Annotated in this window: 18 protein-coding genes; 7 read left to right on the plus strand and 11 right to left on the minus strand. The window is 58.6% G+C overall.

The window, feature by feature from the left end:
* Positions 1-42: 42 nt before the first annotated feature.
* Positions 43-1545, plus strand: a complete 1503-nt coding sequence (gene pitA, locus WFK59_RS18870) for an inorganic phosphate transporter PitA (RefSeq protein ID WP_233988113.1) — start codon at positions 43-45, stop codon at positions 1543-1545.
* A 44-nt stretch (positions 1546-1589) separates the two neighbouring features.
* On the opposite strand, the gene uspB is transcribed toward pitA, so the two are convergent.
* Positions 1590-1925, minus strand: a complete 336-nt coding sequence (uspB, locus tag WFK59_RS18875; RefSeq protein ID WP_031374844.1) for a universal stress protein UspB — start codon at positions 1923-1925, stop codon at positions 1590-1592.
* Positions 1926-2342: 417 nt separating this feature from the next.
* On the opposite strand from uspB, the gene uspA reads away from it, so the two are divergent.
* The gene (uspA, locus tag WFK59_RS18880; RefSeq protein WP_094121542.1) at positions 2343-2780 is read left to right on the plus strand and encodes a universal stress protein UspA; all 438 of its coding nucleotides are present in this window, start codon (positions 2343-2345) and stop codon (positions 2778-2780) included.
* A gap of 438 nt (positions 2781-3218) precedes the next feature.
* Positions 3219-3461 carry a hypothetical protein gene (locus tag WFK59_RS18885; RefSeq protein ID WP_233986706.1) on the plus strand — a complete coding sequence of 81 codons (243 nt, stop codon included), beginning with the start codon at positions 3219-3221 and terminating at the stop codon, positions 3459-3461.
* Between the two features lie 169 nt (positions 3462-3630).
* Here the strand turns inward: WFK59_RS18885 and rsmJ are convergent, their stop codons facing one another.
* Both rsmJ and prlC read right to left on the minus strand, forming a co-directional pair.
* Positions 3631-4383, minus strand: coding sequence for a 16S rRNA (guanine(1516)-N(2))-methyltransferase RsmJ (gene rsmJ / locus WFK59_RS18890; RefSeq protein ID WP_336756817.1), 753 nt, complete (start codon positions 4381-4383; stop codon positions 3631-3633).
* Between the two features lie 8 nt (positions 4384-4391).
* A complete protein-coding gene (gene prlC, locus WFK59_RS18895; protein ID WP_233986702.1) occupies positions 4392-6434 on the minus strand; it encodes an oligopeptidase A in 2043 nt (680 codons plus the stop codon).
* 465 nt (positions 6435-6899) lie between these two features.
* Here prlC and WFK59_RS18900 point away from each other — a divergent pair, with 465 nt between their 5' ends.
* Positions 6900-7742 carry a 23S rRNA (adenine(2030)-N(6))-methyltransferase RlmJ gene (locus WFK59_RS18900; protein WP_233986700.1) on the plus strand — a complete coding sequence of 281 codons (843 nt, stop codon included), beginning with the start codon at positions 6900-6902 and terminating at the stop codon, positions 7740-7742.
* Positions 7743-7801: 59 nt separating this feature from the next.
* Positions 7802-8620 carry a CPBP family intramembrane glutamic endopeptidase gene (locus tag WFK59_RS18905; RefSeq protein WP_233986699.1) on the plus strand — a complete coding sequence of 273 codons (819 nt, stop codon included), beginning with the start codon at positions 7802-7804 and terminating at the stop codon, positions 8618-8620.
* Here WFK59_RS18905 and rnz read toward each other — a convergent pair.
* On the minus strand, positions 8617-9528 hold the full coding sequence (gene rnz, locus WFK59_RS18910) for a ribonuclease Z (protein ID WP_233986697.1): 912 nt from the start codon (positions 9526-9528) through the stop codon (positions 8617-8619). The two genes, WFK59_RS18905 and rnz, sit on opposite strands and share 4 nt — an antisense overlap.
* A 127-nt stretch (positions 9529-9655) precedes the next feature.
* On the opposite strand from rnz, the gene gorA reads away from it, so the two are divergent.
* On the plus strand, positions 9656-11008 hold the full coding sequence (gorA, locus tag WFK59_RS18915; protein WP_233986695.1) for a glutathione-disulfide reductase: 1353 nt from the start codon (positions 9656-9658) through the stop codon (positions 11006-11008).
* Between the two features lie 96 nt (positions 11009-11104).
* Here gorA and WFK59_RS18920 read toward each other — a convergent pair whose 3' ends face one another.
* The 4 genes from WFK59_RS18920 to WFK59_RS18935 form a co-directional block, all read right to left on the minus strand.
* Positions 11105-12001 carry an alpha/beta hydrolase gene (locus tag WFK59_RS18920; RefSeq protein WP_336756820.1) on the minus strand — a complete coding sequence of 299 codons (897 nt, stop codon included), beginning with the start codon at positions 11999-12001 and terminating at the stop codon, positions 11105-11107.
* A 167-nt stretch (positions 12002-12168) separates the two neighbouring features.
* Positions 12169-12507 (minus strand): hypothetical protein, encoded by a 339-nt coding sequence (locus WFK59_RS18925; RefSeq protein WP_233986683.1) that lies wholly within the window; start codon positions 12505-12507, stop codon positions 12169-12171.
* Positions 12508-12529: 22 nt separating this feature from the next.
* Positions 12530-13876 carry a cation:proton antiporter gene (locus WFK59_RS18930; RefSeq protein ID WP_233986681.1) on the minus strand — a complete coding sequence of 449 codons (1347 nt, stop codon included), beginning with the start codon at positions 13874-13876 and terminating at the stop codon, positions 12530-12532.
* Between the two features lie 62 nt (positions 13877-13938).
* Complete coding sequence (locus WFK59_RS18935; RefSeq protein ID WP_233986673.1) at positions 13939-15144, minus strand: MFS transporter; 1206 nt, start codon at positions 15142-15144, stop codon at positions 13939-13941.
* A gap of 93 nt (positions 15145-15237) precedes the next feature.
* On the opposite strand from WFK59_RS18935, the gene WFK59_RS18940 reads away from it, so the two are divergent.
* On the plus strand, positions 15238-16197 hold the full coding sequence (locus tag WFK59_RS18940) for a LysR family transcriptional regulator (RefSeq protein ID WP_233986671.1): 960 nt from the start codon (positions 15238-15240) through the stop codon (positions 16195-16197).
* Positions 16198-16246: 49 nt separating this feature from the next.
* Here WFK59_RS18940 and WFK59_RS18945 read toward each other — a convergent pair whose 3' ends face one another.
* The 3 genes from WFK59_RS18945 to kdpC are packed head-to-tail and all read right to left on the minus strand — an operon-like array spanning position 16247 to position 20063.
* Positions 16247-16750 carry a TIGR00645 family protein gene (locus tag WFK59_RS18945; protein ID WP_031377731.1) on the minus strand — a complete coding sequence of 168 codons (504 nt, stop codon included), beginning with the start codon at positions 16748-16750 and terminating at the stop codon, positions 16247-16249.
* Positions 16751-16804: 54 nt separating this feature from the next.
* Entirely contained in the window at positions 16805-19480 is a 2676-nt protein-coding gene (kdpD, locus tag WFK59_RS18950; RefSeq protein WP_233986669.1) for a two-component system sensor histidine kinase KdpD, read from the minus strand.
* A gap of 16 nt (positions 19481-19496) precedes the next feature.
* Positions 19497-20063, minus strand: coding sequence for a potassium-transporting ATPase subunit KdpC (gene kdpC, locus WFK59_RS18955; RefSeq protein WP_336756824.1), 567 nt, complete (start codon positions 20061-20063; stop codon positions 19497-19499).
* Positions 20064-20065: the final 2 nt, after the last annotated feature.

Below are 20065 nucleotides of genomic sequence, written 5' to 3' on the forward strand. Positions count from 1 at the left end.
TAATGCGCCGCGTTCATGTCCTCCAAAAATGGCGTAACGTTTATGCTACATCTGTTTGCTGGTCTCGACCTCAGTACTGGCCTGTTATTGGTTCTTGCCCTGCTGTTTGTATTGTTTTACGAAGCAATCAACGGTTTCCACGACACGGCCAACGCAGTTGCGACGGTCATCTATACGCGTGCCATGCGTGCCCAGCTTGCTGTGGTAATGGCGGGTGTATTTAACTTCTTTGGCGTGCTACTCGGTGGATTGAGTGTCGCCTATGCCATTGTTCATATGCTTCCCACCGATCTGTTGTTGAATGTTGGATCGGCTCACGGTCTCGCCATGGTGTTTTCTATGCTGCTGGCGGCGATCATCTGGAATCTCGGCACCTGGTATCTGGGTCTGCCGGCCTCCAGCTCCCATACCCTGATCGGCGCCATTATTGGTATCGGTCTGACCAACGCCCTGATGACCGGTACCTCGGTGGTTGATGCGCTCAACATCCCGAAAGTCCTGAACATCTTCCTGTCGCTGATCCTGTCGCCGATTGTCGGCCTGGTGATTGCGGGCGGCTTAATCTTTATTCTGCGTCGCTACTGGAGCAGCACCAAAAAGCGTGCCCGCATCCATATGACGCCCGCCGACCGCGAGAAGATCGACGGCAAGAAAAAGCCGCCGTTCTGGACCCGTATTGCGCTGATTGTTTCGGCGATTGGCGTCAGCTATTCGCATGGCGCGAATGACGGCCAGAAAGGCATCGGCCTGATTATGCTGGTGTTGATTGGCGTCGCGCCGGCTGGCTTCGTGGTGAACATGAATGCCTCTGGCTATGACATCACCCGGACCCGCGATGCGGTCAATCATCTGGAGCAATATTATCAGCAGCACAACGCCTCGCTGACCCATATTATCCAGATGGCTCCGCCTAAGCTGCCGACGCCGGAAGAAGTGCCGTCATCCAGCCCGAAAGAGTTCCACTGTGACAGCGCTCGCGCGTTACAGGCGGTTCAGCGCGCGCAGGGGCTGCTGAATAATCTGCAAAGCTACGATCAGCTGACGGTTGATCAACGCGGTCAGATGCGTCGTCTGCTGCTGTGTATCTCTGATACCGCCGACAAAGCGGCCAAACTGCCGGAAACCACCCCGGAGGATCAGCGCTTCCTCAATAAGCTGAAAAGCGATCTGCTGGGCACTATTGAGTATGCGCCGGTCTGGATTATCGTCGCCGTCGCGTTAGCGCTGGGCACCGGTACCATGATTGGCTGGCGTCGTGTTGCCACCACCATCGGTGAGAAGATCGGTAAGAAAGGCATGACCTATGCGCAAGGGATGTCGGCGCAGGTAACGGCAGCGCTCTCTATCGGCGTCGCCAGCTACACCGGAATGCCGGTTTCCACCACCCACATCCTCTCCTCATCGGTTGCCGGTACTATGCTGGTTGACGGTGGCGGATTGCAGAGTCGGACCATCAAGAACATCGCCATGGCGTGGATCTTCACGCTGCCGGTTTGTATTGTGCTGTCAGGCTCGCTCTACTGGATTGCGTTAAAACTGGTGTAACACCAGAAACCAGTGATACCCGAGGGCGACGCAAGTCGCCCTTTTTAATGCCAGATGGCCATCGCCACCAGACTGATCACTACCAGTCCGCACAGCGCGCTGGTCAGCATAAACTGTCCACGCACCCGCTCGCAGCGCCGAATAAATTCGTCATCATGATGATCAAGATAGCGTTTCGCCCAGATATAGGTCACCAGCCGCACCTGTTTGCTGGGCTGACCGTGTGAGGTGAAGAATCCCGCACCGTCGACGTACTGATACAACAGCGGATCGCACCCACGTAACACCGCCAGCAGGGCGCGCAGTGACGAAAAATAGCGCGCCATATTCACAATACACACCACACAAAGAGCCCAAAAAAGCGCGATAGTGCTGATCATATTCTCCCCTCCTGGCTGGAGCCGCAGGAACAGACGCAGCGGGAAAACGCTGAGCACGCCCACAGAAATAGCCAACCACTGAATTACCGGACTGCGATAGTGTTATGAACGCCTGGGCGGAAACAAACCAGACCGCCTTTTTTCAGTGTAGGAGAAATGTTTAAATTTTTTCCAGCGATGTTTTTCGTTCGGGGCGAGTAAAATTGCCGCATCGTTGATCTTATTCACAAGCCAGGCGGCAACAGCAGCATTTGCCACCAGAGAAGGCTATACTCAGAGACATAACAACATCGTCACCTGCAGCGCAGGTACACACTTTGGTGGCGCTCATCGCCCGTTCGCGCAAAGGATTTCGCTACGCTGTGACGCGGCAGGAACACCGGATGCCATCCTTAATCTCGTGAAAGGAGTTTTATCATGGCTTATAAACATATCCTGATTGCAGTAGACCTTTCTCCCGAAAGTCAGTTACTGGTGGATAAAGCCGTTTCGCTGGCCCGCCCTTATGACGCTAAAATTTCCCTGATCCACGTTGATGTGAACTATTCCGACCTCTATACCGGCCTGATTGATGTCAACCTTGGCGATATGCAGAAGCGTATTTCCGAAGAGACCCATTCGGCGCTGAAAGGTCTGTCTGATTCCGCCGGCTACCCGATCAGTGAGACGCTGAGCGGCAGTGGCGATCTCGGCCAGGTACTGGTCGATGCGATTAAAAAGTATGACGTCGATCTGGTGGTATGTGGTCATCACCAGGACTTCTGGAGCAAGCTGATGTCCTCGGCGCGTCAGTTGATCAACACCGTGCACATCGACATGCTGATTGTGCCGCTGCGCGATGAAGACGACGAATAACCGCCGATCATAAAGCCGGCGACAATCACCGGCTTTTTCCCGTTACGTCGGGTCCGGCACGGCCCGTGAGTGAATATCGCCAGCCCGCTTCGCCTGTCGCCAGCATTGCGCTTTCCTGATGTTCCCCTGTCAGCACGATTCGCCACAATGGAAAAGGGCCTGTTCAACTGACACCGCCGTGACCGATATTACCAGACATCAGATAATTCGCACTTTCACGATAAAATTGCGCATTTAGCCTCTATAAAAATAATCTTTATATTAGCAATACATTAACAAGCAAAGGTTCCTCTCACGCTTTACGCCGCAATTTCATTTATCAATATTTTACTATAGGCAAGGTTCGCCGGGTTCATTATATTCGTTCTGCTCTCTCAGTCGCCGGGCGACTGATGAAGCACAATAATGTAATTTAACAACAAGATAAGGATATTAATTATGAGAGAAATCAACCAGACTGAAATTGCTGCCGTTAGCGGCGCGGGCCTGACTGAATTTATCGGCAACGTTAATGATGCATTAACTCAGGTTTCTGATCTGTTCGACACCACAATTAAATCTCTGAATGAAACAACCGTTATTCAGGAAGAAATTGGTCTGTCTTATAAAGCCTTTGGCCTGAGCGTAGCGAAAAGTTTTTTAAGCGCTTTCTCAGGTTTTCTGACTAAATTAGCCGCCTGATTAAATATAAGCGGTTGCGTATTTACTACGGCAGGTTGATCGCCCGCTAAATACGCTAATAAAAAGCCTGCCTGATATCATCAGGCAGGCTTTTTCTGGTTGGCGCGGCGGCCGGCATTAAACAGGAAGGGCTGGTCTCCGGTTTGCCAGATGCGCAGATCCGTTACGGTCAGCTGAACAGCGGGGGATAGATATCGAAGCGATGACTTTTGGTGACCACCGCCGCCTGAGTGACGACCCCTGCCAGCGGCGGCGCATAGTCGGGCCGCTTCACCACGATACGTTTCTTTGCCAGACGACGGGCCGGTTCCAGCAGCGCGTCAGCATCCTCATCGGCACCGACCAGCGACTGAAACACCCGCATCTCTTTCTTCACCATGGCGCTTTTCTGACGATGCGGATACATCGGATCGAGATAGACCACGTCCGGTGCTGGCGTGATATCGCTCAGCGCCTGGGCGCTGGCGGCGTGAATCAGCGTCAGACGCTGACGCAACCAGCCGCCGATCTCCGCATCCTGATAGCCACGCTGTAAGCCATCATCCAGCAGCGCCGCGACCACCGGATGGCGCTCCAGCATCCGCACCCGACAGCCCAGCGCCGCCAGAACAAAGGCATCGCGTCCGAGGCCAGCGGTAGCATCCACCACATCGGGCAGATAGTCACCTTTAATGCCGACCGCTTTCGCCACGGCTTCGCCGCGTCCGCCGCCAAAACGGCGACGATGCGCCATCGCACCGGAAACGAAATCGACAAAGATGCCGCCCAGTTTCGGTTCATCGCGCTTACGCAGCTCAAGATGGGTCGGCGTCTGTACCAGCGCCAGCAGCGCGTTCTCGTCGTGCTCCAGCTGCCAGCGCTGCGCCAAAAGTGATAAGGCGCCGTCTCCGGCGCCTGATTCATCGACCAAACAGATTTTCACGTAACGACTTATCCCTGAATGCCGTAATGTTCCAGCATCGCGTCGAGCTGCGGCTCACGGCCGCGGAAGCGTTTGAACAGCTCCATCGGCTCTTCCGAACCGCCGCGCGTCAGGATGTTGTCAAGGAAGGACTGACCGGTTTCGCGGTTGAAAATCCCCTCCTCTTCAAAGCGTGAATAGGCATCCGCAGCCAGCACATCCGCCCACAGATAGCTGTAGTAACCGGCTGCATAACCGCCGGCGAAGATGTGGCTGAAGGCGTGCGGGAAACGGCCCCATTCCGGGCTCGGGACCACTGCAACGCGGCTTTTCACTTCACGCAGCGTCTCCAGAATCTGTGCCCCTTTGGTCGGGTCAAATTCGGTGTGCAGACGGAAATCGAACAGGCCGAACTCCAGCTGACGCAGGATAAACAGCGCCGCCTGATAGTTCTTCGCCGCCAGCATTTTATCCAGCAGCTCTTTCGGCAGCGGTTCACCGGTCTCGTAATGGCCGGAGATAAACGCCAGCGCATCCGGCTCCCAGCACCAGTTTTCCATAAACTGGCTTGGCAGCTCGACCGCATCCCACGGTACCCCACTGATGCCGGAAACGCCTGGAACTTCTACGCGGGTCAGCATGTGGTGCAGACCGTGACCAAATTCGTGGAACAGGGTGATTACTTCGTCATGGGTGAAGAGTGCCGGTTTGCCCTGCACCGGACGGTTAAAGTTACAGGTCAGATAGGCGACCGGCTTCTGCAGGCTGCCATCGGCTTTACGCATCTGACCGACGCAGTCATCCATCCAGGCGCCGCCGCGTTTGTGTTCACGGGCATAGAGATCGAGATAGAAGCTGCCGCGCAGCTCACCGGTCTCATCAAACAGATCGAAGAACTTCACGTCAGGATGATAGACATCCACATCGGTACGCTGTTTTGCGGTGATGCCGTAGATGCGTTTAACCACTTCGAACAGGCCCGCTACCGCGCGCGATTCCGGGAAGTAAGGACGCAGCTGTTCGTCGCTGATGGTATAGAGGTGCTGCTTCTGTTTTTCACCGTAATAGGTGAGATCCCACGGGTTCAGCTCGGTGACGCCATGCTCTTTCTGGGCAAAAGCGCGCAGCTGCTCCAGCTCTTTTTCACCCTGCGGACGGGCGCGTTCCGCCAGATCGTTGAGGAAGTCGATCACCTGAGACGGGCTTTGCGCCATCTTGGTCGCCAGCGATTTGTCGGCGTAGGAGTCGAAGCCCAGCAGTTGCGCCAGTTCATGACGCAGCGCCAGCTCTTCCGCCATGATGGGACCGTTATCCCATTTACCGGCGTTAGGACCCTGATCGGACGCGCGGGTCGCATAGGCGCGATACATCTCTTCACGCAGCGCGGCGTTGTCGCAATAGGTCATCACCGGCAGATAGCTGGGGATATCCAGCGTCAGCAGCCAGCCTTCCTGACCTTTGGCTTCCGCCTGCGCTCTGGCGGCAGCCATCGCGCTTTCCGGCATACCGGCCAGATCGTTTTCGTCAGTGATCAGCTTGCTCCAGCCCATGGTGGCATCCAGCACGTTATTGCTGTAGGCCGATCCCAGCTCAGAGAGGCGGGCCGCAATTTCGCCATAGCGTTGCTGTTTATCTTTTGCCAGGCCGATACCGGAGAGTTCGAAATCACGCAGCGCGTTATCGACCGCTTTCTTCTGCGCCAGATCCAGCGCGGCGTACTGGTCGCCCTCTTTCAGGTTGCGATAGGCCTGATACAGACCTTCATGCTGGCCGACCCAGGTGCTGTATTCAGAGAGCAGCGGCAGCGTCTGCTCGTAGGCTTCGCGCAGTTCCGGGCTGTTTTTAACCGAGTTCAGATGGCTGACCGGCGAGAAAATGCGGCTCAGGCGGTCATCACTCTCTGCCAGCGGCTGAACCAGGTTATCCCAGCTGTAAGGTGCGCCTTGCGCCACCACTTTTTCGACCATCGCGCGGCAGTCGTTCAGTACCTCCGTGACGGCAGGAACCACATGTTCAGGCTGGATGGCAGAAAAAGGGGGAAGCGTAAAAGATGTCAGTAGCGGATTGGTCATAGCGCAGTCCTTTATTGATGTGTGGGGCGCGATGGGTCGCGCAACGCAATCTAAGTAACATGCGGCTAAGTGTAGCGAAAATCAATGGGGCCTAACTTCGCTGCGGAAGAAACGAGCGCAATATGACCATGGCGCGGCAAAAACTAAACGGTGCTTATCGCGGCGCATTTCATGGGCAGCCGGGCGAAAAAAATTTGCGTTACGTCAAGGCAGTGCCGCTTCGGTCAGGGCGTAATGACGCTTTTACTCTGGCTGTGAGATTTTCACCTGCGTCACGCGCGGCAGCGGCTGGATTAGTTATCACGCTTTCGACCCATCAGCGAGGCATCCCTGATATAATCGCGGATTCTCATGCTGTTCCTGCGTCGGTTGCTGTGCGTCGTTCTGTGGGTAATACGTGAGGTAATAATTGGTATAAATTGATTTTCCATCAGTTAAAACCTTATACATTCAACAGGATAAACAATGCTGAGTTATCGTCATAGCTTCCATGCTGGCAACCACGCTGACGTGCTGAAGCACACCGTACTGAGCCTGATCATCACCGCGCTGAAAGAGAAAGAGAAACCGTTCTTTTATCTCGATACCCATGCGGGCGCGGGTCGCTATCAACTGAGCGGTGAGCACGCTGAGCGTACCGGCGAGTATCTGGAAGGCATCGCCCGCATCTGGCAGCAGCCGGACGCGCCTGAACTGCTGCAACCCTACTTCGACGCCATCCGGGCGCTGAACCGTAGCGGGACGCTGCGTTATTATCCGGGTTCGCCGCTGATTGCCCGCCATCTGCTGCGCGAAGATGACCGCCTGCAAATGACCGAACTGCACTCCAGCGACTATCCGCTGCTGCGCAACGAATTCAGCAAAGATAGCCGTGCGCGGGTAGAGCGGGCTGATGGTTACCAGCAGCTGAAATCTAAACTGCCGCCACCGTCACGTCGCGGCCTGATTCTGATCGATCCCCCTTATGAGATGAAAAGTGATTATCAGGCGGTGGTGAAAGGGATTCATGAAGGTCATAAGCGATTCGGCACCGGCGTCTTCGCGCTCTGGTATCCGGTGGTGCTGCGTCAGCAGATCAAACATATGCTGCGCGATCTCGAAGCGACCGGCATTCGCAATATTCTGCAGATTGAGCTGGCGGCCCGTCCCGACAGCGATCAGCGCGGTATGACCGCCTCCGGCATGATTGTGATTAATCCGCCGTGGAAGCTGGCTGCCCAGATGAACGAGCTGCTGCCGTGGCTGCATAAGAAACTGGTTCCGGCTGGCACCGGCCACTTTGTGGTCAACCAGATCGTACCCGAATAACTTTTTCTCCTTTTAAGCCGCACACTGCCGGTGCTGCGGCGTTGTATCAGGTCTTTACCATGTGGATCATACTGGCTGGCGCGCTGGCCGCGCTGCAACCGGCCCGGCGGCTGGCATTACTGTTACTGGCGCTCGCCACGCTGCTGGGTTTTTATCAGGACGTATTAGCGTGGCCCGCGCTGCTGCTGTTCGCGGGCACTGCCGCGGTGGTGGCATTCCGTATTTATGACCGAGACCATCCCCGGCGGCAATTGCTGACTGAAGCGGTGCTGGTGCTGATCGCCATCGGGCTATTCCTCCATCTGTTCCCGGGTTTTGCTAATCCACGCAAAATTGATGATGTGCAGGTCGGTGCGCGCAGCGTGGCGTTCGGCTTCTCGTTTAACTTTGATAAAGCGCTGGTTCCCTTTGTGCTGCTGGCCTGTCTGCCGACGCTGTTTCGCGCTCCGGCCAGTCCGCCGCGTTATAAACTGCCCGCCGCGCTGGCGCTGATCGCCGCCGTTCCGCTGCTGTTATACAGTGCCGTATTGCTGGGCGGATTAGCCGTTGAACGTCACTTCCCGGACTGGCTGGGCGCATTTATGCTCGCCAATCTGTTCTTTGTCTCGCTGGCGGAAGAGGCGCTGTTTCGTGGCTATCTGCAGCAAAAATTGGCGCTGGCGCTGGGCGGCATACCTGCGCTGTTACTGAGCTCACTGCTGTTTGGTCTGGCGCACCTGAGCGGCGGTCTGTTGCTGGTGATCTTCGCCACCCTCGCCGGGCTGCTGTATGGCCTGGCGTGGCACTGGAGCGGCCGGTTATGGCTGTCGACCGCCCTGCACTTTGCCCTCAACATGACCCATTTGCTGTTTTTCACCTATCCCGCACTGCATCACTAAAGGGGAAAGACCGCCAGATCCCAGGCCATCTCGGTACAGGGGAAGATGGTCTGGCATTCAGCCAGCAGGCGGCGCATATCTTTCGCCAGATAGCGTGAGCTGAAGTGGGTGGCGATCAGCCGTTTTGCCCCGGCGCGCTTCGCCACCTCCGCCGCCTGTAGGGTGGTAGAGTGGCCCCGCCCGTTGGCCTTCTCCGTCATCGCCGCCTCCAGCGTGGTTTCATGCACCATCAGGTCCACGTTAGCCGCCATCTGCAACGCCACCTCGGTCGGCGCGGTATCGCCAAAAATCGCCAGCGTTTTGCCTTTGGTCGCCGGACCCAGATAGTCCGCGCCATTGATCACCCGGCCATCCTCCAGCGTGACGGTTTCGCCCAGCTTTAGCTGCTGATACCACGGGCCGCGCGGCACGCCTTCGGCCTTCAGGCGCGGCGCATCGAGGAATCCCGGCTTATCATGCTGCTCAATCCGATAGCCCAGACAGGGCAGCGTATGGTTCAGCGGCCAGGCACTGATGCGGAACTCACCGTCATCCCGCGTCCAGCCCGGCTCAATCTCAACAATATTTAGCGGATAATCGGTATAAGAACCGCTGATCGACAAGGCCGTTTCGACAAAGGTCTTCAGGCCTTTCGGGCCATAAACGGTCATCGGGCTGGTCAACCCGGCCATTGAGCGGCTGGTCAGCAATCCCGGCAGGCCAAAGATATGATCGCCATGCAGATGGGTAATAAAGATGGTATCCAGCTTGCCCGGTTTCAGATCGGAACGCATAAACTGCAACTGCGTCCCTTCCCCGCAATCAAACAGCCAGGTTTCACCACTTTGCGCCCGGGTAAAAGCGATAGCGGTGACGTTACGCTGCAGGCTGGGCGCGCCGCCGCCGGTACCGAGAAAAGTAAGGTGCATGGTATGCTTCCCTGTCAGTGAATGAAAAACAGAACCCTATTACAATCATAGGCGCAAACTTTGCGTCAATTCGACCCGCAGCGTTACACTCTATGCCAATTTTTCATGCAACCGGATGGATACTTCAATGACCCGACATTTCGACTATCTCGCCATCGGCGGCGGCAGCGGCGGCATCGCCTCGATCAACCGTGCAGCCATGTATGGCCAGAAATGCGCCCTGATTGAAGCTAAAGAACTGGGTGGCACCTGCGTTAACGTGGGATGCGTACCAAAGAAAATTATGTGGCATGCTGCGCAAATCGCCGAAGCTATCCATCTCTACGGGCCGGACTACGGCTTCGACACCACGGTTAACCGCTTCGACTGGGCCACGCTGGTAAAAAACCGCACGGCCTATATCGATCGTATCCACACCTCTTACGATAACGTGCTGGGTAAAAACAACGTTGAAGTGATCAAAGGTTTCGCCCGTTTTGTTGATGCGCACAGCGTCGAAGTCAACGGCGAGATCATCACGGCTAACCATATCCTGATTGCCACCGGCGGGCGTCCCAGCCAGCCATCGATTCCAGGTGCGGAATACGGCATTGATTCCGACGGCTTCTTTGAACTGGATGCGCTGCCTAAGCGGACTGCGGTAGTGGGCGCGGGTTATATCGCCGTTGAACTGGCGGGCGTGGTGAATGCACTGGGATCGGAAACCCATCTGTTTGTGCGTAAACATGGTCCGCTGCGCGACTTCGATCCGCTGATCACCGAGACGCTGGTGGAAGTGATGAACAGCGAAGGCCCGACGCTGCATACCGAATCAATTCCAAAAGCAGTGATTAAAAACGACGATGGCAGCCTGACGCTGCAGCTGGAAAACGGCAGCGACTTTACCGTGGATTGCCTGGTGTGGGCGATTGGTCGTGAACCGGCTAACGACAACCTGAATATCGCGGCTGCGGGCGTGGCGCTGGACGAAAAAGGCTATATCAAAGTCGATAAGTTTCAGAACACCAACGTATCTGGCGTTTATGCGGTCGGTGACAATACCGGCGCGGTAGAACTGACGCCGGTCGCCGTGGCGGCGGGTCGTCGCCTCTCTGAGCGCCTGTTCAACAACAAGCCGGACGAGCATCTCGACTACAGCAACATCCCGACCGTGGTCTTCAGCCATCCGCCGATTGGCACCATTGGCCTGACTGAACCGCAGGCGCGTGAGCAGTATGGCGACGATCAGGTGAAAGTGTACAAATCGGCATTTACCGCCATGTACACCGCCGTGACCCAGCATCGCCAGCCGTGCCGCATGAAGCTGGTCTGCGTCGGTGCCGAGGAGAAGATCGTCGGCATTCACGGTATCGGATTTGGTATGGATGAGATGCTGCAGGGCTTCGCGGTGGCGCTGAAAATGGGTGCCACCAAAAAAGACTTCGACAATACCGTGGCGATTCACCCGACCGCAGCGGAAGAGTTCGTAACCATGCGCTAAGCCGCAACGGCAGAGTGCTTCAGACAGGCGACTCCGGTCGCCTGTTTTTTTTGCCTGCGATAAGGAGAGTGCAGGACTGCACCACCGCAGGGCAACTCAGCTCACGCGATCCAGCCAGCGCACATATGCCTGATCCCATAACGCGGCGGGCGTTCCCGCTTTGCCGAGCCCAAAGCCGTGACCGCCTTTACTGATCTGAATCAGCTCGACCGGCACCCGATTACGGCGACAGGTGTCGTGCATCAGTTCGGTGTTAAACGGATTGGAGGTGTGGTCGTCTTCAGCCTGCGCCAGAAAGGTCGGCGGATACTGGCGGGTGACATAGTTCTGTACCGACCAGTTAGCCTCATCCTGCGGCGTGGCATTTTTGCCGACCATCATCAGGTGCGTATTGGTGTGCTGATAAGGCGCTTCCAGCGTAATCACCGGGTAGATCAGGCCAACGCTATCCACTTTTGGCACCACCTCATCCAGCGGATCGATGGCCGGATAGGACTCAAACGTGGGCCGCGCCGCCGCCATGCCTAACAGATGACCACCGGCCGAGAAGCCCAGCACATGCACCTTACGCTCAAAGGATCGCACCAGCCGAATCGCCCGCTGTGCATCCTGCAGCGGAGCCAGCCGGCCCGCCTGCCACTTCTCATGCGGTAAACGATAGCTGAGCACATAGGCGGTGTAGCCGTTGGCGTTCAGCCAGCGCGCGACCGGCCAGGCTTCGCGTCCCATGCCAATCCAGCGATAGCCGCCGCCAGCGGCAATCAGTACCGCTTCACCGTTCGGATTTTCCGGCTTAAAACGCTGGATCGCCGGGCTGACGATATTTGACCATGAACCGCTGGAATTAATATGGAGTTCGCCGGATGGGCCGCCGCCGCCGGGCGGATTGTCCGGCCAGAGGGGAATAATGTCATCGCGGGCAAATAATTTGCCGGCGGTCATGGAGAGCCCAAGCGCTCCCGTGCCGAGAATAAAGCGTCGACGCGTAATCATGATGCCTGTTAAGTGATATCAAAACGCTCAGCCAGCCGTTGCGGCGGGCTACTGAATAAAGTGTGATGCAAGTCCGGTGCCATGGCTGGCGATTATGTACGCAATCCAGTGCCAAAATCCATAAAAAAACGCGCCCGGACGGCGCGTTTTTACCTTGACCAGACGAATTAATCTTCCTGCTGGAACTGTGCCATCACGGCCTGCTCACACTGTTGTTCATTGACCCGCAGTTTAGCGCGCTCATCGTCGCCCAGTTGCAGCCAGGCGCTGGCCACTTCACGCGCGGTATCTTCATCAAAACCGGGCTGGTTCATCGCCGTGGGCGACTGGCTGCGCGCCACGTACGATTTCATCTGCTCAACATACTGGTCCGCACTGGCGACCGATTTTTCGCTGCTGACAATGTGACACAGCTGGCTGGCATAGACATTCTGTTCACTGTCGTCCGCCGCCAGGGCGCTGCCAGAGGCCAGTACGCTCAGCAGCAGTATGTGGGTCACTCTCATTCTCTACTCCTGTTTTTCGGGGTTAAACCTTGCGCTGAAGGGCTTCCAGACGCCTTTGACGCCAGTTTAGCAGGGGTGACACGGTTGTGCCGTGTATAACCACGCTACAGACCACCAGGGTTAACGCCATATTGGTCATGATCTCCATCTGCGGCCCTTCCATGCCGTGCGTCCAGGCGTAGGCGATGTAGTTCAGACTGCCGATGCCGCGAATGCCAAGCCAGCCAATCAGCAGCCGCTGCCCCAGCGGCAGACCGGCGCGCAGCGTGACCAGCCAGACCGCCAGCGGGCGCACCACCACAAACAGCACCAGCCCCAGCAGCACACCATAGAGATTCCAGTGCTGCGCCAGCGTGACGCCCAGCACCACCATCATGCCCGCCGCCAGTAACCGTTCAATGGTGTCACCAAACGACAGCGCATCGCCGACCACAAAGCCTATCGACTTCACCATGCTGCTATCGCCCTGGTGCGCCAGTCGCTTATTCGGGTTGACCAGCGCTTCAGACGGCAGCACCCGTTCATCTTCGGAGAGATCCTCGGGCTGATGGCGACGGAACACGCCCAGCTCGGCGCGGCGCAGGCCCAGACCCGCGGCAAAGGCCGCCAGGAAGCCGGAAGCACCCAGCCACTGCACCAGCGAATAACTGAGTGCAATCAGCGCCAGCGCCAGAAAGTCGTTGGGCGCAACGTCGCCATTGGCGTTACGCAGTCTGGTCGCCAGGATGCCGATCAAACGGCCCAGGCTGAAACCGATGACCAGGCCGCCACCGATCGCCCATATCACCTCTTTCGCGCCCCAGTGCGCCAGCATCGCGCCGTTCAGGCTTTCGCCATTAAACAGCAGCAGGGCCAGCACCAGCAGCGGCAGCGCGGAGCCATCGTTCATCCCGGCTTCGCTGGAAATGGCGACGCGCAGCGAATCGTCATCCTGCGCATCGTTGACCGAGATTAAGCTCGCCAGCACCGGGTCGGTCGGGGCGACAATCGCCCCAAACGCCAGCGCGATCGGCCAGTCCAGCCCCACCAGATAGTGCGCCAGCAGCGTCATTGCGCCCACCGTAAGCAGCATGGCGGGAAAAGCCAGCCGCAGACCGGTATGCCAGCAGTTATTCTGTAACGGTAAACGCAGCTTCAGGCCGGTGATAAACAGCGACGCGGCCATGGTGATTTCGGTGATGTGGGCCACCGCTTCGGAATGGGTGACGATATCAATGTGCAGCACATCAAACGCCCACGGCCCGCACAACATACCAGCGATAAGAAACAGGCCAAACGAGGTCACCGGCCCCCGGTGAATCCAACCGGAAGCCAGTGACATCAGCAGCAGCAGGGCACCCGCTGCACCTGTCCAGGCTAAAAAGCTCATAACACTCCAGATTATTTCGGGTTTATGAATAAGCCTGGCACATTTTTTGACGGCCGCTGAAATCAGTTCTTCAGATGACGGCTGGCAAAGCGCACCGCCAGGCTGGCGGCACCGGCCAGGGTTGAAAGCGCCACCACGCCGTTCCAGCCCCAATGCGCCAGCGCCAGGCTACCCAGCGCCGCGCCGCTTGCCATACCGATAAACACCACGGTAAACAGCAACGCGTTCAGACGGCTGCGCGCTTCCGGCGCCAGGCCATAGACCAGCGTCTGATGCGCCACCAGCGTCGCCTGCACCCCTAAGTCGAAACCGATGGTGCTGACCACAATCAACGCCAGCTGGGCCGGCAGCGGCAGGAGCGGCAGCAGAAACATCAGGGCGAACGAGACGGTGACCAGTGCGGCGCCCGCCTGGGTTACCCTGGCCGGACCGATACGGTCAGCGAAGCTGCCGGCCAGCGGCGCAGCCATCGCACCGGCGGCACCGGCTAAACCAAAGGCGCCGGCCACCGCGCTGTCGAGATGAAACCGATCGCTCAGCATTAACGCCAGCGTCGACCAGAAGGCGCTAAAACCGACCGACAGCAGTCCCTGCGCCAGTGCGGCACGGCGCAGCGTCTGATGATGACGCCACAGATGCGCCAGCGACAGCAGCAGACGCGGATAGCTGACCGACGTACCGGGCGTAAAGCGCGGCAGCACCCGCCACAGCGTCAGGCTGATCAGCAGCACCGCCAGCGCCGCTACCATATACATGGTGCGCCAGCCGAAATATTCGGCCACCACGCCACTGATCACCCGCGACAGCAGAATGCCGACCAGTAGGCCGGTCATCACCGTGCCGACCGTTTTACCGCGGCTGCGTTCCGGAGCCAGCGCCGCCGAAGCCGGTACAATATCCTGCGCCACCGTCGCGGTCAGGCCGGTTACGAAGCTGGCGATCAGCAAGGCGCTCAGCCCGCCAGAGAAACCACACAGCAGCAACGCCGCCACCAGCAACAATCCTTTGATAAAAATAATAGTACGGCGGTCATGGCGATCGCCAAGCGGCGCCAGCAATAAAATGCCCAGGGCATAGCCCGCCTGGGTCAGCATCGGCACCATGCCGACCGCGCCGATGCCGACGTTAAACTGTTTGCTGATGATATCCAGCATCGGCTGGCTGTAGTAAATCGATGCCACGCTCAGTCCGGCGCCTGCCGCCAGGGTAAAAACCAGCGGAGCGGGAAGCGTTTCGTTCGGAGTGGCGATGCTGCGTATGGCTGACATGGTGTGATCCTCATAAGTGCGTAAGGCTATTAGCGCATATCGCGGCCATACGCGGTAGACTACTGTCAGACAAAACTGTTATGCGTGGTGCGTATGAGCAATCCAGCGACCGGCGATCGTATCGACCTGATGCAGACTTTTATTCGTATCGTGGAAAGTGGCAGCCTCTCTGCCGCTGCCGCCCAGCTCGGCACCACCCAGCCGACCATCAGCCGGCGTCTGCAAGCCCTGGAGCAGCGGCTGGGCCTGAAGTTAATCCTGCGTACCACCCATGCACTGAAACTCACTGACGATGGCGAGCGCTGTTACGCTCAGGCGCGGCAATTGCTGGCGACCTGGCATGCGCTGGAAGATGAGCTGACCGGTGCCAGCGACGAGCCGGTCGGTACGCTGCGGGTCCGTGCGCCGCACGCGTTTGGTCAGGATCAGCTGATCGCCCCGCTGGTCGACTACCTTCGCCGCTATCCGCGACTCAATATTGAGTGGATGCTCAATGACCGCACGCCCGATTTTATGGCGGAAAATGTCGACTGTGCCATTCAGGTCGGCGCGCCGACCGATCCCTCCGTGGTGGCGATTCTGCTGGCGGAAGTGCCGCGCATTGTGGTCGCGTCGCCCGAGCTGCTGGACCGTCATCCGCCGATTGAGCAGGTTGAACAGTTGCGCGATCTGCCGTGGCTGGCGCTGACCAGTTTTTATCGTAACGAAGTGGCATTACAGAAGATTGACGACGGCCAGCCGATCAATCTGGCTATCACGCCGCGACTGAGCAGTGACAGTTTATATGCGGTCCGTAAAGCGGCGCTGGCGGGGATGGGCGCGGCGATCGTGTCGTCGTGGGTGGTGCAGGAGGATTTAGCGGACGGACGGCTGATTCAGCTGACGCCGCAGTGGCAGGCACCGCCGCTGCCGATCTGGCTGACCTATCCGTGGGCCAGCTACTATCCGGCCCGGCTGCAGCATTTTTTTACCATGATCAAAGCGGTGATGCCGCAGCTGGCAGGAACCCAACCCGCCACCGCAGCGCGTCGTCAGGCGAAATCGGGGCAATAAAGGCGATGGCGGGCGGGGCAAAAAGCGGGTGCTCTGGCACCCGCCTCACTCAGTGGCCTTTCTTGTCGCCACGCGACATATTATCCAGCCAGCCCATCACAAAGGCAGAGAGCACAAACGTCAGGTGGATAATCACGTACCACATCAGTTTGTCATTGGCGACGTTGCGCGCCTCCATGAAGACCCGCAGCAGGTGAATCGAGGAGATAGCGACAATCGACGCCGCCACTTTATTCTTCAGCGAGCCGGAATCCATCTTGCCGAGCCAGCTCAGCTTCTCTTTGCTTTCGTCGATATCGAGTTTAGAAACAAAGTTCTCGTAGCCCGACAGCATCACCATCACCAGCAGTCCGCCAACCAGCGTCATGTCGACCAGCGACAGCAGCAGCAGGATCAGATCGTTTTCCGCAATGCTGAAAATGTTGGGCAGCAGGTGGAAAATTTCCTGGAAAAATTTGATGGTCAGCGCCAGCAGGCCGAGTGAAAGTCCAATGTAAACCGGAGCCAGCAACCAGCGCGATGCATACATCAGGTTTTCGGTAAAACGTTCCATACATTCCCAATAATAATCAGACAGGTCGGGCAGTATAACTGATCAACTGTGAAGTTATTTCAGCCCTTCGTCAGAAATTTCCGGAACCGGCGGCAGCGGCAGCGAGAGACGAAATGCGGCGCCGCCTTCAGGCCGGTTCTCCGCCCAGATCTGCCCGCCGTGACTCTCAACAATGGTTTTACAGATCGCCAGCCCCAGCCCGACGCCGGGAACCGCCGACTCTTTATCGCCACGCGAGAACTTATCGAAAATCCGGCTTAAATCGGCGTCTGCAATGCCGGGCCCGCCATCCCAGACGGCGATCTCCAGCCGCGTCCCGGCACGCCAGGCACGAATCCCGCGCGGCGCGCAGTTACCGGCATACTTGAGGCTGTTCTCAATCAGGTTGGTAAAGACCCGCTCCAGCAGGGTGCTGTCGCCTTTAATCAGCACGATATCGTCCGGCAGATCGAGCTGGACCTCATGCCCTTTCAGCGACGGTGCCATGCTGCTCAGCGCCCCGCCGATCACCTCTTCCAGCGCCAGCCACTCTTCACGCAGGTTCAGCCCGCCCGACTGAATGCGCGCCATATCCAGCATGTTGCTCACCAGCCGGATGGTGCTCAGCGTCTGCTCACGGATCTGGCTGGCCTGCGGCACATATTTTGAGTTGTCGCTGGCGAGGTCGAGCATCAGCATCTCCGCCTGACCAAACAGCACGGTCAGCGGAGTACGCAGGTCGTGTGACAGGGCAGAGAGCAGCGCATTGCGCAGCTGCTCCCGCTCTGCCGACAGCCGCGACGCCGCCTCGCTGTGCGACAGCGCCATCCGCTCCAGCGCGTTGGCGATCAGCACCGTAAAGGTTTCCACCAGCCGCTGCTGCTCGGGGATCATCAGCTGCCGCAGATTTTGCGGCTCCACCACCAGCAGGCCGCGGCAGTGCGCGCCACTTTTCAGCGGCAGAATCTGGTACGGCACCGCCGGTAAGGTGTCGGTTCCGGCACCGGCCGGCTGGCCTTTGCTGTAGCTCCACTTAGCGATGGCGCGATCCGGTTCACTGGCGGGCAGCGCATCACCCACCGGATGCAGTTCGTCCTGCTCATCCGGCAACAGCAGCAGACAGCGCGCCTGTAACGTCGCATCCAGCACCCGCTGACTGGTGGCGGCAATATCCTGCGGCGTTAAGGCGCTGCCGAGTGATTTCGCCATCTCATAGAGCTGGCGCGCCCGCTGCTCGCGGTAGCGCGCCACCCGCGCCTGATAACGCACTCCGGCGGTCAGGTTGCCGACAATCACCCCGACCGCCAGCATTACGCCAAAAGTCACCAGATATTGCAGGTCAGAGACCGCCACCGTGCCGGTGGGTGCCACAAAGAAGAGATCGAAGGCAAGAATATTCATCACCGTGGCGATCACCGATGGCCAGCGTCCATAGCGCAGCGCCACGATCACCACCGCCAGCAGGTAGATCATCACGCAGTTAGCGGGATCGAAACCGATCAGCAGCGACTGACCGGCGACGGTCACCAGGATGCACAGCACCAGCGCCATCATCACGCCGCGCAGCTGGATACGCCACTTGTCGCTGGTGACCCGCCCGTCCGCCAGCGGATGCGGCGCGTCGTGCAGCGGCTCATCCAGCGCCACCACCAGCAGATCGAGATCGGGGCCGAGCTGGCCCAGCCGCTCGGCAAAACTGTCACGCCGCCAGCGCCGCAGCGGGCGTCGGCCGGTGACGATTTTGCCGAGATTGTGCTCGCGGGCGTATCGCAGCACCGCTTCCGCTTCGTCAGGATCGGAGAGCGTGGCGGTTTCCGCGCCCAGCTCCTGCGCCAGCTGCAACGTACGCAGAATCGCCCGCCGCCGCGCTTCCGGTAGCCGGTTCAGCCGCGGCGTCTCGACATAGACTGCATGCCATTCACTGCCGAGCCGCGCCGCCAGCCGTGCGGCGGTACGCACCAGTTTTTCACTGCCGCTATCATCGCCGATGCACAGCAGAATCGCATCGCGGGTGTGCCAGACCCGATCCCGTCCCTGCTGATCCCGCCAGGCGCGCATCTGGTCATCAACCCGGTCGGCGGTACGACGCAGCGCCAGTTCGCGCAGGGCAAACAGGTTGCCCTTGCGGAAAAAATTCTCAATGGCGCGTTCGGCGCGGTCACCGATATAGACCTTGCCCTCTTTCAGCCGCTGCCGCAGATCGTCAGGCGGCAGATCGACCAGCACCACCTCGTCGGCGCTGTCGAAAAAGGGATCGGGCACGGTTTCGCGCACCTGAATACCGGTGACGCCGCCCACCACATCGTTGAGGCTCTCCAGATGCTGCACGTTGACGGTGGTCAGCACGTCAATGCCCGCCTCCAGCAGCTCCTCAATGTCCTGCCAGCGTTTGGGATGGCGCGAACCCTGAACGTTGGTGTGCGCCAGTTCGTCCATCAGGATCACCGCCGGATGGCGCGCCAGCGCCGCATCGAGATCAAACTCGGCGTGGCGTGAGCGACCAGTGGCGCGGCGCGGCAGCAGAGTTAAGCCGGTCAGCAGCTGCGCCGTTTCCGGCCTGTCGTGGGTCTCGACCACGCCGATCAGCACATCCAGCCCCTGCGCCCGCAGCCGTTGCGCCTCCTGCAGCATGGCGTAGGTTTTGCCAACGCCTGCGCAGGCGCCAAAGTAGATTTTCAGCCGCCCGCGATGGCTGTCGCGGTTAGCCTGCAACAGAGCATCGGGATCGGGGCGCGTCGGTTCGTGGTTCATAGAGTCCTTGTCGGCATTACAGATCGCTGAGCGCCAGGTTGAGCTGCAGCACATTGACCGTCGGATCGCCGAGGAACGGCATCAGCGGCCGGTGAGTCTGCTGATCGATCAGCGCCTCTACCTGGGCTAAGGGTATCTGACGGCTGGCGGCGATACGCGGTGCCTGCCAGCGGGCTGCGTCAGGTGAAATATCGGGGTCCAGTCCGCTGGCCGAGGCGGTGACCAGCTCAACCGGCACCGCGGTCGGCGCCTGCGGATTGGCAGCGCGCAGCGCGGCAACCCGTTCAGCGACCGCTTTATCCAGCGCCGGATTGCTGGCGGCCAGATTGCTGCCGCCCGAGGCCAGCGGATTATAGGGCCGATCGCTGCTGGCAGAAGGGCGACCCCAGAAATAACCGGGCTGGGTAAAGTTCTGCCCAATCAGCGCCGACCCGCGCGCCACGCCCTGTTTCTCCAGTAACGATCCGTTGGCCTGCGCCGGAAACAGCGCCTGCGCCAGGCCGGTGGTGAGCAAAGGATAAACCACGCCGCTGATAACGGTAAGCAGCAACAACAGTAAAATCGCCGGACGTAACTGACTCATTT

The sequence above is a fragment of the Pantoea sp. USHLN298 genome, from assembly GCF_037149395.1.
Lineage (GTDB): Bacteria > Pseudomonadota > Gammaproteobacteria > Enterobacterales > Enterobacteriaceae > Pantoea > Pantoea astica.

What these genes read in the sequence shown, in the direction of transcription:
- pitA (WP_233988113.1), top strand. Translation starts at nt 43, where the DNA reads ATGCTACATCTGTTTGCTGGTCTCGACCTCAGTACTGGCCTGTTATTG.
- uspB (WP_031374844.1), bottom strand. Translation starts at nt 1,925, where the DNA reads ATGATCAGCACTATCGCGCTTTTTTGGGCTCTTTGTGTGGTGTGTATT.
- uspA (WP_094121542.1), top strand. Translation starts at nt 2,343, where the DNA reads ATGGCTTATAAACATATCCTGATTGCAGTAGACCTTTCTCCCGAAAGT.
- WFK59_RS18885 (WP_233986706.1), top strand. Translation starts at nt 3,219, where the DNA reads ATGAGAGAAATCAACCAGACTGAAATTGCTGCCGTTAGCGGCGCGGGC.
- prlC (WP_233986702.1), bottom strand. Translation starts at nt 6,434, where the DNA reads ATGACCAATCCGCTACTGACATCTTTTACGCTTCCCCCTTTTTCTGCC.
- WFK59_RS18900 (WP_233986700.1), top strand. Translation starts at nt 6,900, where the DNA reads ATGCTGAGTTATCGTCATAGCTTCCATGCTGGCAACCACGCTGACGTG.
- WFK59_RS18905 (WP_233986699.1), top strand. Translation starts at nt 7,802, where the DNA reads ATGTGGATCATACTGGCTGGCGCGCTGGCCGCGCTGCAACCGGCCCGG.
- rnz (WP_233986697.1), bottom strand. Translation starts at nt 9,528, where the DNA reads ATGCACCTTACTTTTCTCGGTACCGGCGGCGGCGCGCCCAGCCTGCAG.
- gorA (WP_233986695.1), top strand. Translation starts at nt 9,656, where the DNA reads ATGACCCGACATTTCGACTATCTCGCCATCGGCGGCGGCAGCGGCGGC.
- WFK59_RS18920 (WP_336756820.1), bottom strand. Translation starts at nt 12,001, where the DNA reads ATGATTACGCGTCGACGCTTTATTCTCGGCACGGGAGCGCTTGGGCTC.
- WFK59_RS18925 (WP_233986683.1), bottom strand. Translation starts at nt 12,507, where the DNA reads ATGAGAGTGACCCACATACTGCTGCTGAGCGTACTGGCCTCTGGCAGC.
- WFK59_RS18930 (WP_233986681.1), bottom strand. Translation starts at nt 13,876, where the DNA reads ATGAGCTTTTTAGCCTGGACAGGTGCAGCGGGTGCCCTGCTGCTGCTG.
- WFK59_RS18935 (WP_233986673.1), bottom strand. Translation starts at nt 15,144, where the DNA reads ATGTCAGCCATACGCAGCATCGCCACTCCGAACGAAACGCTTCCCGCT.
- WFK59_RS18940 (WP_233986671.1), top strand. Translation starts at nt 15,238, where the DNA reads ATGAGCAATCCAGCGACCGGCGATCGTATCGACCTGATGCAGACTTTT.
- WFK59_RS18945 (WP_031377731.1), bottom strand. Translation starts at nt 16,750, where the DNA reads ATGGAACGTTTTACCGAAAACCTGATGTATGCATCGCGCTGGTTGCTG.
- kdpD (WP_233986669.1), bottom strand. Translation starts at nt 19,480, where the DNA reads ATGAACCACGAACCGACGCGCCCCGATCCCGATGCTCTGTTGCAGGCT.
- kdpC (WP_336756824.1), bottom strand. Translation starts at nt 20,063, where the DNA reads ATGAGTCAGTTACGTCCGGCGATTTTACTGTTGTTGCTGCTTACCGTT.